The sequence below is a fragment of the Mesorhizobium sp. B1-1-1 genome (assembly GCF_006442955.1).
GTDB lineage: Bacteria > Pseudomonadota > Alphaproteobacteria > Rhizobiales > Rhizobiaceae > Mesorhizobium.
Window position 1 is genome coordinate 65,955 of the sequence record NZ_VFWW01000006.1, and the last position, 15,894, is coordinate 81,848.

The following is a 15,894-nucleotide window of genomic DNA, read 5'->3' on the forward strand; positions in this document are numbered from 1 at the left end:
GAGAAGGGTCGTCGGCAAATCGACAAGGCCGGACCCGTCAGGCTAAACAGGACGCCATGTTGACCATCGGCAAGCGCGACGCAAGCGGCAAGACCGCCTCGGAGGCTGACCACGAACCGCGCGTGTCTGTCGGTGAGGAAGCAGGCGTTCTCGGCTGCGCCTTCTCGGGAATCTGGACGACGCGCACCGTGGCCGCGATCGACGCAGAGATGCGCAAAATCGAGAAACGGAGCGGTTTCAAGACTTTGGCGCTCGATCTTTCGCACATCGAGAAGATCGACACCGCCGGCGCCTGGCTGATCGACCGCCTGGTCAGCGCTTTCGAGAAGAAAGGCGTCGAGGTCAGGCTGCAGGGCCAGAGCGACGTCGCCTCGATCCTGCTCGGCGCGGTCGGCGATGCGGTGCGGCGCGAGCCCGAATCGGGGCCGGCCGGGCCGCCCAACATCGTCATTCGCACGCTGGAGGCGGTTGGCCGCCGCGTCTACGAAATGCGCGACGATTTTCTCGCCTCGATGAACATACTGGGCGCCACGATCCGTGGCGCGCAGATGAAGCTCGGCCGCGGCCATGCCGTCAATCCGGCGGCGATCTTCAACCAGATCGACCGCATGGGCGTCGGAGCCATTCCAGTGGTGGTGCTGATGTCGGCGATCGTCGGCGCCATCGTTGCCCAGCAGGGCGCCTACCAGCTCAGCTATTTCGGCGCCGACATCTTCGTCGTCGACCTCGTCGGCGTGCTGATCCTGCGCGAACTCGGCGTGCTGATGACGGCAATCATGATCGCCGGCCGCTCGGGCAGCGCCATCACCGCCGAAATTGGCTCGATGAAGATGCGCGAGGAAGTGGATGCGCTGAAGGTCATCGGGCTCAACCCCATCGGCGTGCTGGTCTTTCCGCGCCTGGTTGCGCTGGTGATCGCCCTGCCTTGCCTGACCATCATCGCCAATTTTGCCGCACTCGGTGGCGGTATTCTCGCGGCTTGGCTCTATTCCGACATCGCACCCGCCGCCTTCATCGACCGGCTGCGCGTCGCCATCGACCTCAGCACCATTTTCGCCGGCCTGATCAAGGCGCCGTTCATGGCCATGATCATCGGCACCATCGCCTCGGTCGAGGGCATGAAGGTCGGCGGCAGCGCCGAATCGCTTGGTCAGCACGTGACCGCCTCGGTGGTGAAATCGATCTTCGTCGTCATCATCCTCGACGGGCTTTTCGCCATGTTCTATGCAGCGATCGAGTTCTGAAATGGCGATGGGAAACGGCATCGAGACCAGGGCCAAGGAGGGCGCGGATGACAGCGAGGTCGTGCTTTCGGCGCGTGACATCACCGTTTCCTTCGGCGACAACCTGATCCTCGACAAACTGTCGCTCGATATCTGGCGCGGCGAGATCCTCGGTTTCGTCGGCGCTTCGGGCGCCGGCAAATCAGTTCTGCTGCGCACCATCCTTGGTTTGACGCGCAAGCAGTCCGGCACGATCAAGCTGTTCGGCGTGGATATCGAAAAGGCCGACGATGCCGAACGGCTGCGCATCGACATGCGCCTTGGGGTGCTGTTCCAGCACGGCGCGCTGTTCTCGGCGCTGACGGTGCTGGAAAACGTCCAGGTGCCGATGCGCGAATATCTCGACCTGCCGCGCAAGCTGATGGACGAACTGGCGATGCTCAAGGTCGAACTGGTCGGGCTGCCGCCGGACGCGGCGCAGAAATTCCCGTCCGAGCTGTCGGGCGGCATGATCAAGCGCGCGGCACTGGCTCGCGCGCTGGCGCTCGATCCCGACATCGTCTTCCTCGATGAGCCGACCTCGGGCCTCGATCCGATCAGCGCGGCGGAATTCGACGAGCTGGTGGTCAAGCTGCGGGATACGATGGACCTGACCGTCTACATGGTGACCCACGATCTCGACACGCTTTTCACCGCCTGCGACCGCGTCGCCGTGCTCGGCAAGAAGAAAGTGCTGGTCGAAGGCACCATCGACGACATGCTGAAGAGTGAAGAACCGTGGGTAAAATCGTATTTCCGCGGAAAACGAGCCCGGCAACTTGATCTTGCCGCGCGCGCATAGCCATAAGTGAAGCAATGGAAACCAGAGCCAACTACGTTATTGTCGGCATCTTCACGCTGGTGGCGATCCTGGCGGCGTTCGGCTTCGTCTATTGGACGGCGGCGATCGGCGACAAAGGCGAGACCACGTTGTTGCGCGTGCGTATACCGGGCTCGGCTTCCGGACTTGGCCGCGGCAGCTTCGTGCTGTTCAACGGCGTCAAGGTCGGCGACGTCAGGCGCGTCTATATCGATGTCGACAATCCGACGGTCGCAATCGCCGACACCGAGATCGACCGCATGACGCCGATCACCAAATCGACGCAGGCCGATATCGGCCTGGCGGGCCTGACCGGACAGGCCAATATCGAACTCAAGGGCGCCGACCCCAAGGAAGTAAAACTTCTCGACCAGGCCGAGAAGGAAGGCAAGGTCGCCGAGATCGTGGCCAACCCGTCGGCGGTGACCAATCTTTTGCAGACGGCGCAGAACATCTTCACGCGCGCCGACACGGTACTGACGCAGCTGGAGGGGTTCACCAAGGATGTGCGCGGGCCGCTGACGCAGACCGTGCAGAATGTGCAGACGTTCTCCGACGCGCTGGCCAGGAATTCCGATGGCGTCGACAAGTTCCTGTCCGCGGTCAGCGCGCTGTCCGATGAGCTGAAGGGCGTCTCCGGCAAGCTCGACGGCACGCTGAAGGCGGCCGAAGGGCTGCTCAATGCGGTCGACAAGGACAAGATCAAGAGCATCGTCGCCAATGTCGATACGGTGACCGGCAACCTCAAGGAAACGTCCAAACAGCTCGATGGGGTGATCAGGAATGTCGATACGGCCGTGGGATCGGTCAATGATTTCGCCAAGCAGACGCAAGGTACGCTCGCCAAGGTCGACGGCGTGCTCGACGGCATCGATCCGGCGCAAGTGCGCACGGCGCTGGCGAACATCCAGAAGGCAAGCGAAAGCGCCGACAAGGCCGCCTCGGACATCGCCGAGGTGACCGGCAAATTCGCGAACCGGGCGGACGACATAGACGAGACGATCAAGGATGCAAGGCAGCTCGCGCAACGGCTCAACGACGCCTCGGTGCGCGTCGACGGCATCCTGGCCAAAGTCGACAAGCTGCTCGGTTCGGGGCAGGCGGACGGCGTGATGGCGGACGCCAGGGACACGCTGAGGTCGTTCAAGCAGGTTGCCGATACGCTGAATTCGCGGCTTGGCGTCATCACCGACAATATAGCCCGGTTCTCCGGCCAGGGCCTTTCGAATGTCGAGGCGCTGGTTCAGGACAGCCGCCGTTCAATCAGCCGCATCGAGGAGGCGGTTACCGACCTCAGCCGCAATCCGCAGCGCATCCTGTCGGGCGGCGAGGGCGAGGTTCGGCAGTACGATGGCAGGGCGCGGCGTTGACTTCGGTCTCGGCTCGCCGCAGAAACAGTGTCTGCATCCGCGGGTTGTTGTTACAATCCAGGGATAGTGAGGCCGGGGACAGCAGGGATCGCGCGTGAAGTCGACGATTGTGTTCAGATCGGGCGTGGCCTTGCTTGCCTTGACCCTTGCCGGTTGTGCCGCGCTGCCGGGCGGCGGGCCTGCGCCGCTTGACACGTTCGAACTGTCGGCGCCGTCGGTCGAGGCGCATGGCCACAGCCGCCGCCAGATCCTGATCGCCCAGCCATCCGCGCTCAAGGCGCTGGACAGCCAGAACATCGTCATAAAACCGTCCCCGCGCTCGATCCAGTACCTCAAGGGCGCGCAATGGGCGGACCGGCTGCCGCTGATCGTGCAGGCTCGGCTGGCCGAGACGTTCCAGCGCTCGGGCAGCTTCGCCGGCGTGGGCAAGCCGGGCGAGGGACTGGCGATCGATTACCAGGTCATCGTCGAGATCCGTTCGTTCGAAGTCCGTGTCGACGGCGGCGATCATGCCGAGGTCGACCTGTTCGTGCGCATCCTCAACGACCGCAACGGCGAGGTGCGTGCGTCCAAGAGCTTTACGGCGACCGCGCCCGTCTCGGGCAGCGGCAACCAAGGCTATGTCGGCGCGCTCGATGCTGCTTTCGGCGACGCGGCCAAACAGATCGTGCGCTGGACCGATTCGGCGGTCTGAGCGGCGATCCCGGGCGGGCGCCAGCCACCAGGCTACAAGCGGTCGAAGGCGTCCGGCCGCAGCTTTCCGGCCTTCATCAGGTGCTGCAGGGTGTAGGTTACGGACAGCGCGTCATCGAGCGCATCGTGTCCCTGCAATGGCGGGTGTTGAACGCCATAATAGTCGGCAAGCTTGTTGCTCGGCGTCCTTGCCAGGTCCTCGATCGGCATCCCGGCCGAGATCAGCAGCTTTACGGCATTGTCAAAGCGGGCCGCCGGGAAGGGAGCAGGAATGCCTGCGATATAGCAGCTGATGGCTATCATGTTCAGTTCGTCCTTGCCCCAGGACCAGAATCGCGCCCCACCCGAGAAACGATCGATGTCAACAAGGGCTTCTCCTAGCGCGACCCCCTCGATCTCCAGCTTTTCTTCTGTGATGCCAGTCAGTTCGGTGAAGAAAGGGTCGAGCGCGTATCTCCTGCCAAACCGGTCGATCGGTCTGACATAGGCCTTGTGCGTGCCCAGGACGGGAAAGTCGTCTTCGAGCCCAAGCCTGACCGCGCCGATCTGCGCGATGACCGGGTCGGGATCGTGGGCCGCGCACCAGAATCTGCGTTGCGAGCCCTCAAGGCAAAGAAACTCGCAGTCGAATATGATCGCCGTCTTCACAAGTCAGAGATCCAGTTCCGGATGCGACGTCCACCCTTCCAAGCCAAAAGGCGGGAGACAAGTCCCCCGCCTTTTTTCATTGGCTGTCTGCCGCTGCCTAGTGCAGGCGGCCGCTGGCGTGGGCCAGCATGGTGTAGACCTTGCCTGTATCCGAGGTCAGGTAGGTCTGCGCCATGATGTTGTCGCGGTCGTTGCGCGACACGTCCTTCAGCAGCTTCTCGAAATCATCGCAATAGCGGTCGACGGCGGCGCGGAACTCTGCCTCCGTCTGGTACTTGCGACGGATCTCGTCGAACGTCTGCTGGCCCTTCAACGTATAGAGCCGCCGCGTGAACACGTCACGCTCGCCGCGTCGGTACCGGTTCCACAGTTCGATCGACGCATCGTGATCGATGGCCCGTGCGATGTCGACGGACAGCGAGTTCAGCGATTCCACGACGTGAAGCGGCGAGCGCTGGGCAGGGGCGGCGCGCGGTGCTTCGGCGGGTGTTGCCGGCTTGGCTTCGTCCTCGCGTGACGCCCCGCTCAGGAGATCGCGCACCCAGCCGCCCTGTTGCGTGCGGGCACCGGCGTCGGGACGCTGGCGCGGCGCCGTGTCGGCGGGGCGCTCCAGGTCAAGCGCGCCGCGTAGCGCCGTGCCGCCCGCCGGCGCCTGCGGCGCGCGAAGTTCCGGCTGTGGCGCGGGAGCGCGGCGCGGCGGCTCTGCCGCGCGGGGCGCTGCCGGGGCTTGCGGCGCCGGGCGCAGATTGCGCGATTCCAAGGGCTCTCCACCACTGCGGCCGGACTTCGCAACGATGTCCGAAAGCTCCTTCAGGGCGTTGATCTGCTCGGAAACCGCGCGGCGGATGGCCGATGTCGATTCCTTGGCCTCTTCCGGCATCTCGATGACGCCCTTCTTGAGCTCGGCGCGGGTGAGGTCGAGCTCGCTCTTGATGGCGCCGGCGGTGCGGCGCATCTCCTCGGTCGCGTCGGAGAAGCGCTTGGTCGCCGAATCGACGACGTCGGTGATGGCGTTGCGGATCTTGTCGGCCGATTCCAGCGTCCTGCCTTCCGCATTTTGCAGCGTCTGGCCGACCAGATTCTCGAACGAGCGCATGACCCTTTCGAGATCTTCCGACTTCTTGACCAGGCCGACAGCGAGATCCTCAAGCGAAGACTGCCTTTCGAGCGTGTGTTCGAGGTTGCTCTGGGCCGAGCTCAGGAGGTCCGAAGCACCGGCGAGCAGGCGGCTGTGTTCATCGAACTTGGTGGCGATCGACGCGACCTCGCGCAAGGTCGACGACGACAGTTCCGTCAGCCTTGTCGTGTTCGAATCGACCAGCCTTGCCGAGCTGGCGAAGGTCTGCGCCGCTTTCTCGGTAGTTGCCGCGAAGCTTTGCGTGCTGCCGGTCAGGCGTTCGTCGACCTGGCCGAGATTGGCCGCGGCCTGTTCGATCAGCTGACCGAGCTGCGCGCTCGACGTGGTCATTCGGCCGATCAGGTCGGCGACACTGTCGGATAGCGACGAGCGGGCACCTTCGACCGCCGAAAGGGTCTCGGCGGTGCGGCTGGCGAGCGCGTTGACGAGGGCTGCGTTTTCGCTGCGCAGCTTCTCGGCGGCACGTTCGGTGACCTCTTCCATGCTCTTTTGCAGTTCCGAGCCGCCCTGGGCGAAACGCTCGACCAGCGGCCGCGCGGTCTCGTCGAGGATCTTCGACATCTCCGCCGACCGTGCCGCGAGCATGGTGTTGAGCTCGCGGGTGTTGGCGCCGATCGTCTTGGCGGCGTCGTTGGTGCTCTGGCCGATATGCTGGCCGACTGCGGTGAAGGTCTCCGCGATGACATTGGCGCGCGACACGAGTTGCGCTTCGGCGCTCGACACCTGCTCGCTGAGCTTCTGGCCCATCGTCTCGGCGGTATGGGCTAGCCGGTTCTCGACGCTGGCGATCTGCTCTTCGACGCGGGCAGCAGCCGTTGCCGCGGTCGATGCGAGCCGCTCGTCGGCGCCGGCGAGCGCCTGCTCGATTTCACGGGCATGCGCGGCCAGTTCCTGGCCGGTCTGGCGCGCACGGTCGGCGACCCTCTGCTCCGTGCTGGTGAAGGCGCCAACGATGCTCTCAGCATGTTCGCCGATGGTCGAGGTGCTGGCGGCGATGCGGGAAACCAGTCGGTTGTCCGCATCATCGAAGATGCGGGCGATTTCGGAGGCGCGGCCTGACAGCGCTTCCGAACCTTCGGCGATGCGCGAGACCAGGTGCTGGTCGGCGGCGTCGAAGATGCGGCCGAGATCCGCTGCACGCGCGGCAAGAGCTTCGGCCGATTCGCCGATGCGCATGCCGAGCCGCTGATCGGCGCCTTCGAAATTGCGCAGGATATCGCCGGCGCGCGCGGCTAGCGACTGTGCCGTTTCGACGGCCCGGGCAACCAGCTTCTGGTCGGCCGCGTCGAAGGTGCCGGCAATCTCGCTCACCCGAGCCGCCAACTGGTCGGCGGTCTCCTGGGCGCGGGCGGCCAGCTTCTGGTCGGCCGCGTCGAACGTGCCGGCGATTTCGCTTGCACGGGCGGCAAGCTGATCGGCGGTTTCATGGGCTCGCGCCAGCAAGGAACTGGACGCATCGTCCGCGCGGGCAAGCAAGGCGCTCGACGTGTCTTCCGCACGGGCGTGGAGACGGCGATCCGCCTCCTCGAAGGTGCGGGCGATGTCTTCAGCCCGAGCCAGCAGGGCGGCCGAGGTCTGCTCGGCGCGCTCGGCGATCTTGCGATCCGCATCGGAGAAGGCCTGGCCCGCCTGCTCATGCAGGACGCTGGTGACTTCCAGGACCTTCTCGCGCAAGGCGCCGGCCACGAAGACGGCGCTCTTCTCGAGCACGTTGCGCACATTGTCGACGCCTGTCGACAGCGCACGCTCCATGGTGCCCGCACGCTCCTCGATGATGCCGGTCTGGCGACTGAACGCCTGCTCGATCTTGTCCACGTCGGCGGCGATCGCAGCGGAGATGTCGGTGCTCCTGGCCGCGATCTGGTCGATGTGACCCGACAGCGAACGATCGATATCCTTGCGGGTCTCGGCGAGCCTGCCGAGATCGTCTTCCAGCGCGCGGCTCAGCACGTCGCGGCCTTCGGCCAGCTTGCCGACATGTCCGGCGATGATGCCGTCGAGATCGCCACGGCTCTCCGACAGCCTCTGCAAATCGGCCTCCAGCGCGCGCTTGAGGATGTCGCGGCCTTCGGCCAGCTTCTCGACCTGGCCGGCGACAAGGCCGTCGATGCTCGAGCGGCTTTCGGCCAGCTTGGCGAGATCGTCCTCGAGTGCCTTCGACAGCACCGAACGCTCCTGGACAAGCCGCTCGGAGTGGCTGTTGACCAGTCCGTTGACGTTTTCCAGATCGTCTTCGAGTGCCTTCGACAGCGCCGAACGATCCTGGACAAGCCTTTCGGAGTGGCTGTTGACGAGAGTGTTGACGTTTTCGAGGTCGGCTTCGAGCGCCCGGGCGAATTGTCCCCGATCTTCGACCAGTTTCTGGGACTGGTCGGCGACGGTGCTCTTGATCGTATTGAGATCGGCTTCCAGCGCACGGCGCAGGATGTCGCGGCCTTCGGCCAGCTTCTCGACCTGGCCGGCCACCAGCCCGTCGATGCTCGAGCGGCTTTCGGCCAGCTTGGCGAGATCCTCCTCAAGCGCTTTCGACAAGGTCGAACGGTCCTGGACCAGCTTGTTCATGTGGTCGGCAATGACGCTGTTCACGTTCTGCAAGTCGGCCTCGAGAACCCGCGACAGCTGCCCACGGTCCTCGGCCAGCCTCTCGGATTGGCTCGATATGACGCCCTTGATCGCGTTGAGGTCGGATTCCAGCGCCCGCCTGAGAATATCGCGGCCTTCGGCCAGTTTCTCGACCTGACCGGCGACCAGGCCGTCGATGCTCGAGCGGCTCTCGGCGAGTTTGGCAAGGTCGGCTTCGAGGGTCTGCGACAGCAGGCTGCGATCCTCGGCCAGGCGGCCCGAATGGTCCTCGATCAGCCCGCGTATGCTGGACAGATCGTCCTCCAGCGAACGGCCGAGCTGCGAGCGGTCTTCCGCCAGTTTGGCCGAATGCGCCTCGATGAGATCCTTGATGCCGGCGATGTCGTTCTCCAGCGCCTTGGCGAGTACCGCGCGGCCCTCGGCGATCTTCTCGACCTGACCGGCGACAAGGCCATCGATATCGGCGCGCGTGTCCACGAGCTTGCCGAGGTCGGTTTCGAGCGCGCGCGAGAGAATGTTGCGGCCCTCGGCCAGCTTGCCAACATGCCCAGCAACCATTTCGTCAATGATTGTACGGGCTTGCACCAGCTTTCCGGAGTCTTCGTTGAGAGCCTGGGAGAGCCGGTTGCGACCTTCTTCCAGCCTTTCGAGGTGGCTGCCGAGCGAAGCGTCGATGGCAGCGCGCGATTCGTTGACCTTGCGCAGATCTTCTTCGAGAGCGCGCGCGATCAGGCTGCGGCCTTCGGCCAGCTTCTGCACCTGGTCGGTTACCGCGGCATCGATGCCGGCACGGCTCTCGGCGAACTTGGCCAGATCGGCCTGCATCGCGGCCGCCATGCGCTCGCGGCTCTCGGAAAGGCTGCGGCTGTGATTTTCGACCGCTTCCTCTATGCCCACGCGGGCATCGGCAAGCCGCTGGATATCGGCATCGAACGAGCGCGAGACGACGTGGCGCGCCGCTTCCATGCGTCCGGCGAAATCGCTGGCGCGCGCTTCGAGCATGGACGAGGTCGACGTGACGATATCGGCCATGTCGGCGCCGATCTGGGTCTTGCCCTGGTCGATCATCGCCGTCAGCGTGTCCTTGCTCTCGGCGAAGGTGTGGGCGATTTCGCGCGCGCGTTCGACCAGCGTTTCGTTGATCTGCCGGGCGCGGGCTTCGAGTGCTGCGTTGAGCTTCTGCGTGCCGGTGTCGAGAGCCTCGGCGCGGGTCTGGAACTCGCTGATCAGCGCCTGGCCGCGCTCGGCGAGCGTGCGCTCGATGCCGTTGAGGCTGGCCTCGAATTCCGAATTGAGTGTGCGCGCGGCGCCACCAAGCAGCGACACCATGCCGTTGGTGCGATCGTCGAGCAGGTCGGTCAACGACCGGGTCAGGCCGTCTGTCGTGTCCGTCAGCTTGGCGATGCGCGTGTCGAGCAGGCTGGCGAAAGCCTCGCCGGAAGTCGAAAGCTTGTCGGTTATGGTGTCGAGCCGTCCTTCCACCGAATCGAAGATCGACAGCGAACTTTCGTTGATGCGGTCGATAAGCGTGTCGCCGGAATTGGTGATGGTCATCGACAGTTTGGTCGATGCATTGAGAATGCTGTCGCGGATGAGGTCGCTGGCAGCGCCGATTTCGTCCTTGAGGGTGTCGTGCGCGCCGGCGATCGAAGCGCGAACCCGCTCCGCATGGCTGACGACCGCCTCGCGCTCGCTGCCGAGCCCGTCGACGAGCGAGCGGATGCGGGTTTCGTTTTCCGAATAGGAGCGCTCGATCTGGTTGACCTCGCTGTGGACCAGCGTTTCCAGTTCGACGGCGCGGGCCAGCGTGCGTTCGATGCCTTCGCCCATGGCGGCCACCTCGCGGCGGACGGCTTGGCCGATCATCATGACGCGATCCTGGGCCATGTTTTCCGGCTCGGTGAGGCGGAAGGCCACTTCCGTCATCGACTGGGCGGCGATGCGCATGTCCTGCGCGCGGCGAATCATGGCGGCGAAGGCCCAGAACAGGATGACCGGCACGATGGCCGCGACAGCAAGGCCGATCAGTTCGGGACGGGCGAAGAACTGGTCGAGCGTGCGGATCCTCCAGATGCTCGGCCCGAAGAGGAGGTTGGCCAATCCGCCCGCGCCGGCGATCCAGGCCAGCGAAACGAAGGCGATAACCCAGTAGATCGTGTTCGAGGCGCGCCGGTTGAGGCTGTGCAGAAGCGTCTTGTAATCCTTCTGACGATCGTCATTGGCCGGCGAGAAGCCGGCGGGCTGACCGCCATTGCGTGTTTCGACGGGGCGCAGTTCGGCGGGTCTGGTCTTTGGCGCGGGATTCGCGGCCTGGGCTTGGTTGACGACGGGTGCCTGCGTCTGATTGCGTCCCTCGCGCGCCAATTCGTCGGCGGCCTGGGATATCTGCGCTTCCAGATCTTCCATCGAGGCCGCTATATCGAGGTCGCCGCTGCCGGTGTCGCCGCTGAGGTCGAGATCGAGTGCCTTCTCGAGTTCCCTGGCCACATCGTTGTCCAGAGATCTGGTCGTCGTTGTTTTCTTCGCCATGCCTTCGCTACCCTGTACTAGCTGCCGCGGGCTTATGATTTTGGTTGTCGCACCCACGCGCAGGAGGCTGAAAATGGACCCCTCGTATCGTAATGACACAGGGGGGTAAAGAAAACATGCATTCCGCGGGATACGTAAAACTTTAAATATAAGGTTAACGGAAGCGTGATTCCGGCGCCGCTTTCGCAACATTTTTTCCGGCCATCCATTAACCCGTTGTCCATTGGATTCGCCTAGTTTTTCAGGCGGCCGAAGAAGCGGAGTTCGAGTTCATGCGTGGCGAAAGCGGCATTGCCTTCTCAATGCCCGGGGGCGATGTATCGGGAACGAGGCGGTCCCGACCGGTCGATTTGGCACACCTTGCGCGGCAGACGATGGGCGACCGCGGCCTCGAACAGGAGGTGCTGGCGCTCTTTGTACAACAGGCGCTGTCGGTGCGCGACAGGATAGTCGATGCGGACATCAAGGACCGGCTGCTCCTGGCGCACGGCCTGAAGGGTTCGGCGCGTGGTGTCGGGGCCTTTGCCATTGCCGATTGCGCCACCGAGATAGAACGGCAGCCGGAAGACAGCCAGACGCTTACGCGGCTCGGCAAACTGATCGACGAAGTGCGCGATTTCATCGCCGCCATCAACCGCTAGACCCGTTTGCGGAAAAACGTCACCGAGCGGCGCTTTCTCGCCGCAGTTGACTTGTGTGCCCGAGTGATTATCTCGGCGGAAACTCCCTCAGGTGACAAATGACCAAACTGACCTTCATTGCCCATGACGGCACACATTTCGACGTGGATGCCGAGAACGGCTCGACGGTCATGGAAAACGCCATCCGCAATGCCGTGCCGGGTATCGAAGCGGAGTGCGGCGGCGCCTGCGCCTGTGCAACCTGCCACGTCTATGTCGACGAGGCCTGGACGGCGGAAGTCGGCGAGCCGGAAGCAATGGAAGAGGACATGCTGGACTTTGCCTACGACGTCCAGCCGAATTCGCGGCTATCGTGCCAGATCAAGGTGCGCGACGCGCTCGACGGACTGGTGGTGCGGGTGCCCGAGCGCCAAGGCTAAAAGCCGATTTTTGCCCGAGGCAATGAATCCGGGCAGGGGGTTCCTTGGGGGCCGGCTGTTGACGTCGCCTTGAATGGAAAACCCGCCTGTGCGGCGGGCCTCCGGCGCAACTCAGCACCATAACCAAATATCTACCATAGTTGCGGGCACCCCGTCAAGAAAAAATTCCTATCTTGGGAGATGCCGGCCATAAAAAATTGCCGGCGCAGCCGGACTGGCGGTCGTCCAGCCTTTCTTAATCCGGTTCGCAGCTCTGATTTTTGCCGCCACCGCTTGGCAGCAAGCCGGTGGTCATGCAGTCTCACGCCAATCCAGCAGCGAGGCGCGCACCATGACCGGCATCACCAGGACAGACGTACTCATTGTCGGGGCAGGGCCGGTCGGCCTGTTCGCCGTGTTCGAGCTCGGCCTGTTCGACATGAAGTGCCACCTGATCGACATCCTCGATCGGCCCGGCGGCCAATGCGCGGAACTCTATCCGGAAAAGCCGATCTATGACATTCCCGGCTGGCCGTCGATCTCGGCGCAAGGCCTGGTCGACAAGCTGCTCGAGCAGATCGCGCCGTTCAAGCCTGATTTCACCTACAATCGCATGGTCTCCAGTCTCGAGAGACTGGAGGACGGCGGCTTTCGCGTCACCACCGACGAGAACGAGGTGTTCGAGGCCAAGGTGGTGGTGATCGCCGCCGGCGGCGGCTCCTTCCATCCAAAACGCCCGCCCATCCCGGGCATCGAACCCTATGAGGGCAAGAGCGTCTTCTATTCGGTGCGCCGAATGGAAGATTTTCGCGGCCACGACCTCGTTATCGTTGGCGGCGGCGATTCAGCGCTGGACTGGACGCTCAATTTGCAGCCGGTGGCAAAAAGCGTGACGCTGGTCCACCGGCGCCCGGAGTTCCGCGCCGCGCCCGACAGCGTCAACAAGATGTACGCCATGCAGGAGATGAAGCAGCTGGACTTCCAGGTCGGGCAAGTGACCGGCTTGACCGGCGCCGAGGGCCAACTGACATCCGCCCTGATCAAGGGGCAGGACGGCGACATCGAAGTCCCTTGCACGCGGATGCTGCCCTTCTTCGGCCTGACCATGAAGCTCGGACCGATCGCACAATGGGGGATCAATCTTCACGAGAACCTGATTCCGGTCGACACCGAGAAGTTCCAGACATCGGTTCCGGGCATCTTCGCGGTCGGCGATATCAACTGGTATCCCGGCAAGCTGAAGCTCATCCTGTCGGGCTTTCACGAGGTCGCGCTGATGGCACAGGCGGCGAAGCGCATCGTCAGCCCGGGCGAACGCATCGTCTTCCAATACACGACCTCGTCGACCAGCCTGCAGAAGAAGCTCGGCGTGGTGGAGGCCTCTTGAGGCGTGCCGCTTCAGTCCGCCAGCACGGGGGCTTCGGGACGGCCCCGCAACGGTTTCTCCGGCATCAGGCTGAGCGTCAGCAGCGCCATGATCAACATCACCACGGCGGCGACGAAGATCAGCCCGAAGGCGGCAGCTTCGGCACCGGCGCCGGTCGCCTGCGCGCCTTCGCCCGCCAGCGGCAGCCCGTTGCCCAGGGCGACCGCACCGAGGATAGCAACGCCGAGCGCACTGCCCAGCGAGCGCAGGAACGTCAGAACGCCGGTGGCGACGCCAAGGTGCCTGGGGTCGACTGCGTTCTGGACAGACACCGTGGCCACCGGAAAGGTGGTTCCGCTGCCGAGCCCGACGCATGTCGTCAGGATCTCGACAACCAGCAGCGAGGCGTGCCCCGCCACCAGGCTGAGGACGCCGAGGCATAGAACGGCGAAGGCCAATCCGAAGATGGCGATCCGCTTGTAATGGACGAAACGCGGAATGGTGCGCCCGCTGAATGTCGCGCCGGCCACCGTGCCAAGCATCAGCCCCAGGAGGGCGGTGCCGGATTCGCTCGCCGACAGGCCGATGACCGACTGGAGATAGACCGGCAGGTAGACAGACAGGCCGATATTGGCCGCCTGCAGAAGGAACATGGAGAGCGTGCCGGCAAGGACGATCGGGTTGCTCAGTACCTCGAGCGAAATCAGCGGCTCGGTTGCGCGCAGCAGCCGCAGCGCAAAGGCGCCCCACAGGACCAAGGAACTGGCGACGAGCCCGAGGATCTCCGTCGATAGCCAGGGGTATTCGCTGCCACCCCAGTTCAGCGCCAGAAGCAGCAGGGCCGTGGCGGCGACGAGAAGCAGCGCGCCGAGCCCGTCGATGCGATGCCGTCTTGCCGCGACCGGCAGCTTGCGCAGCGGCTTGTTGATGATGGCCATGGCCAGGATGCCGAGCGGAATGTTGATCCAGAAGATCAGCGACCAATGGAGATGTTCAGCGAACGTGCCGCCGAGCAACGGCCCGGCGATGCTGGCGACTGCCCATGTGCCCGAGATCCAGGCCGCATAGCGTGCCCGCTCGCGTGGCGGCACAAGGTCGCCGATGACGGTCTGCGCCAGGGCAAAAAGCCCGCCGCCGCCGGCGCCCTGGATCGCGCGGCCGATCACCAGCACGAACATGTTGGGCGCCATCGCACTGACCAGCGAGCCGGCGAGGAAGATGAGGATCGCGCCATAGACGGTCGGCCGGCGGCCGTAGACGTCGGAGATCTTGCCGTAGAGCGGCGCCATGGCGGTTGCGGTCAGGAGATATCCGGTCACGATCCAGGGCAGGTACTCGGCGTGGCCGAGCGCTCGCGCGATGGTCGGCATGGCCGGCGCCACAATGGTCTGGTCAAGTGCTGCCAGCAGCATCGACAGGAGAACGCCGCCGATGATGGCGTTCTTTTCGCTTTCCGTCAGCGGCGCGCTCGCGGCCGCCACGGCCTGCTTGTCGACAGCCTGGTCCATAATCTTTCGTCCATATGCTTGCGCGCGCCGTCCGGTGCGTCGGCTGGGCTAGCCGGGTTGCATCCGCGGCGCGATCGGTCGTGATGCTCGTGTTTGAAGGTCGTGCCCTTGCCAACCCCTGATATGTCGTCCCGTATAGGCCGATTTCGACCGTTGCCCGAAAATTTTTCGAAGCTGGCACTACGCTTCGGCCCGGTTGGCTCGCACCGCCGCCCCTTTAGGCGACATGCATCAGGACATTCAGGTCGGCGGCAACCGGCCGTTGCCGATGCGCTCGACGCGATAGCGCAGGAGCCGCAGGATGCGGCTTTCGAAATTGACGCTTTCGACACGATCGAACTGCACCTGGGCACGGTCGTGTCTGGCGAGAATGGCGGCGGTGATCTGGGCGGCCTTGGCCTTCGCCGCATCGCAGTCCTTCTGCGGGTAAGCGGCTTTCAGCGCGTCTTCCAGTTCGCGGGCGTGATTCTTGGCGATCTCGACATGGCGTTCCTCATGGCGCTTGATGTCGGCCGACAGCGTGTCCCAGAACAGCCGCACATCCGCGTCGGCCTTGCGTGGGCGGCGCCATTCGGGAAGGATGACCTTGACCTTGACGGTCACGGCGGCGTCGGCGATCCGGCAAGAGCCGGACTGCCCGGCATAGCTGATGCGCGTGGTGAAGGCCATCTGGGTGGCGCCGGGATGCCGCGAGCCCGTGCTCTTCACCTGCGGACCACGTTTGGAAAGCTGTGCCTCGATGTCTTCTAGCGTCCTGCCGCCAACGGCGAAGTAGCTATATGTCTTGACGAGATTGGCCGCGCCCACCGGAACGGCGGTGGCGGCAAGCAGCAATGCGCAAAGCAGGGTTCGTTTCATCAGGTTGCCTCTCGTCCTACCTTGCTTTACGGCCATTGCCGGCGCAACGGAATTGATCTGGTGCGGATCACACATGGTTG

At 64.2% G+C, this 15,894-nt stretch carries 11 protein-coding genes; 7 read left to right on the forward strand and 4 right to left on the reverse strand.

Annotated elements, in window-relative coordinates:
• The first annotated feature begins 56 nt into the window (after positions 1-56).
• The 4 genes from FJ986_RS13400 (at position 57) to FJ986_RS13415 (ending at position 4,146) form a co-directional block, all read left to right on the forward strand.
• Positions 57-1,244 carry an ABC transporter permease gene (locus FJ986_RS13400; protein ID WP_140674536.1) on the forward strand — a complete coding sequence of 396 codons (1,188 nt, stop codon included), beginning with the start codon at positions 57-59 and terminating at the stop codon, positions 1,242-1,244.
• A gap of 1 nt (position 1,245) precedes the next feature.
• A complete protein-coding gene (locus FJ986_RS13405; RefSeq protein ID WP_140674538.1) occupies positions 1,246-2,064 on the forward strand; it encodes an ABC transporter ATP-binding protein in 819 nt (272 codons plus the stop codon).
• 14 nt (positions 2,065-2,078) lie between these two features.
• Positions 2,079-3,452 (forward strand): MlaD family protein, encoded by a 1,374-nt coding sequence (locus FJ986_RS13410; protein ID WP_140564477.1) that lies wholly within the window; start codon positions 2,079-2,081, stop codon positions 3,450-3,452.
• Between the two features lie 94 nt (positions 3,453-3,546).
• Entirely contained in the window at positions 3,547-4,146 is a 600-nt protein-coding gene (locus FJ986_RS13415; protein ID WP_224618578.1) for an ABC-type transport auxiliary lipoprotein family protein, read from the forward strand.
• A gap of 32 nt (positions 4,147-4,178) precedes the next feature.
• Here the strand turns inward: FJ986_RS13415 and FJ986_RS13420 are convergent, their stop codons facing one another.
• Together FJ986_RS13420 and FJ986_RS13425 are read right to left on the reverse strand one after the other, a co-directional pair.
• Positions 4,179-4,793, reverse strand: a complete 615-nt coding sequence (locus FJ986_RS13420) for a 3'-5' exonuclease (protein ID WP_140674540.1) — start codon at positions 4,791-4,793, stop codon at positions 4,179-4,181.
• A 97-nt stretch (positions 4,794-4,890) separates the two neighbouring features.
• Positions 4,891-11,043, reverse strand: a complete 6,153-nt coding sequence (locus tag FJ986_RS13425; protein WP_140674542.1) for a kinesin — start codon at positions 11,041-11,043, stop codon at positions 4,891-4,893.
• Between the two features lie 272 nt (positions 11,044-11,315).
• On the opposite strand from FJ986_RS13425, the gene FJ986_RS13430 reads away from it, so the two are divergent.
• The 3 genes from FJ986_RS13430 to FJ986_RS13440 all read left to right on the forward strand — a co-directional run bounded on the left by FJ986_RS13430 (position 11,316) and on the right by FJ986_RS13440 (position 13,469).
• A complete protein-coding gene (locus FJ986_RS13430) occupies positions 11,316-11,684 on the forward strand; it encodes an Hpt domain-containing protein (protein WP_140525377.1) in 369 nt (122 codons plus the stop codon).
• A 98-nt stretch (positions 11,685-11,782) separates the two neighbouring features.
• Complete coding sequence (locus FJ986_RS13435; RefSeq protein WP_137931040.1) at positions 11,783-12,103, forward strand: 2Fe-2S iron-sulfur cluster-binding protein; 321 nt, start codon at positions 11,783-11,785, stop codon at positions 12,101-12,103.
• A gap of 331 nt (positions 12,104-12,434) precedes the next feature.
• On the forward strand, positions 12,435-13,469 hold the full coding sequence (locus FJ986_RS13440) for an NAD(P)/FAD-dependent oxidoreductase (RefSeq protein WP_140674544.1): 1,035 nt from the start codon (positions 12,435-12,437) through the stop codon (positions 13,467-13,469).
• Positions 13,470-13,480: 11 nt separating this feature from the next.
• Here the strand turns inward: FJ986_RS13440 and FJ986_RS13445 are convergent, their stop codons facing one another.
• Positions 13,481-14,956: an MDR family MFS transporter gene (locus tag FJ986_RS13445; protein WP_140674546.1), complete on the reverse strand. Its 1,476-nt coding sequence runs from the start codon at positions 14,954-14,956 to the stop codon at positions 13,481-13,483.
• A 240-nt stretch (positions 14,957-15,196) separates the two neighbouring features.
• Positions 15,197-15,814, reverse strand: a complete 618-nt coding sequence (locus tag FJ986_RS13450; protein ID WP_181181883.1) for a DUF922 domain-containing protein — start codon at positions 15,812-15,814, stop codon at positions 15,197-15,199.
• Positions 15,815-15,894 lie beyond the last annotated feature (80 nt).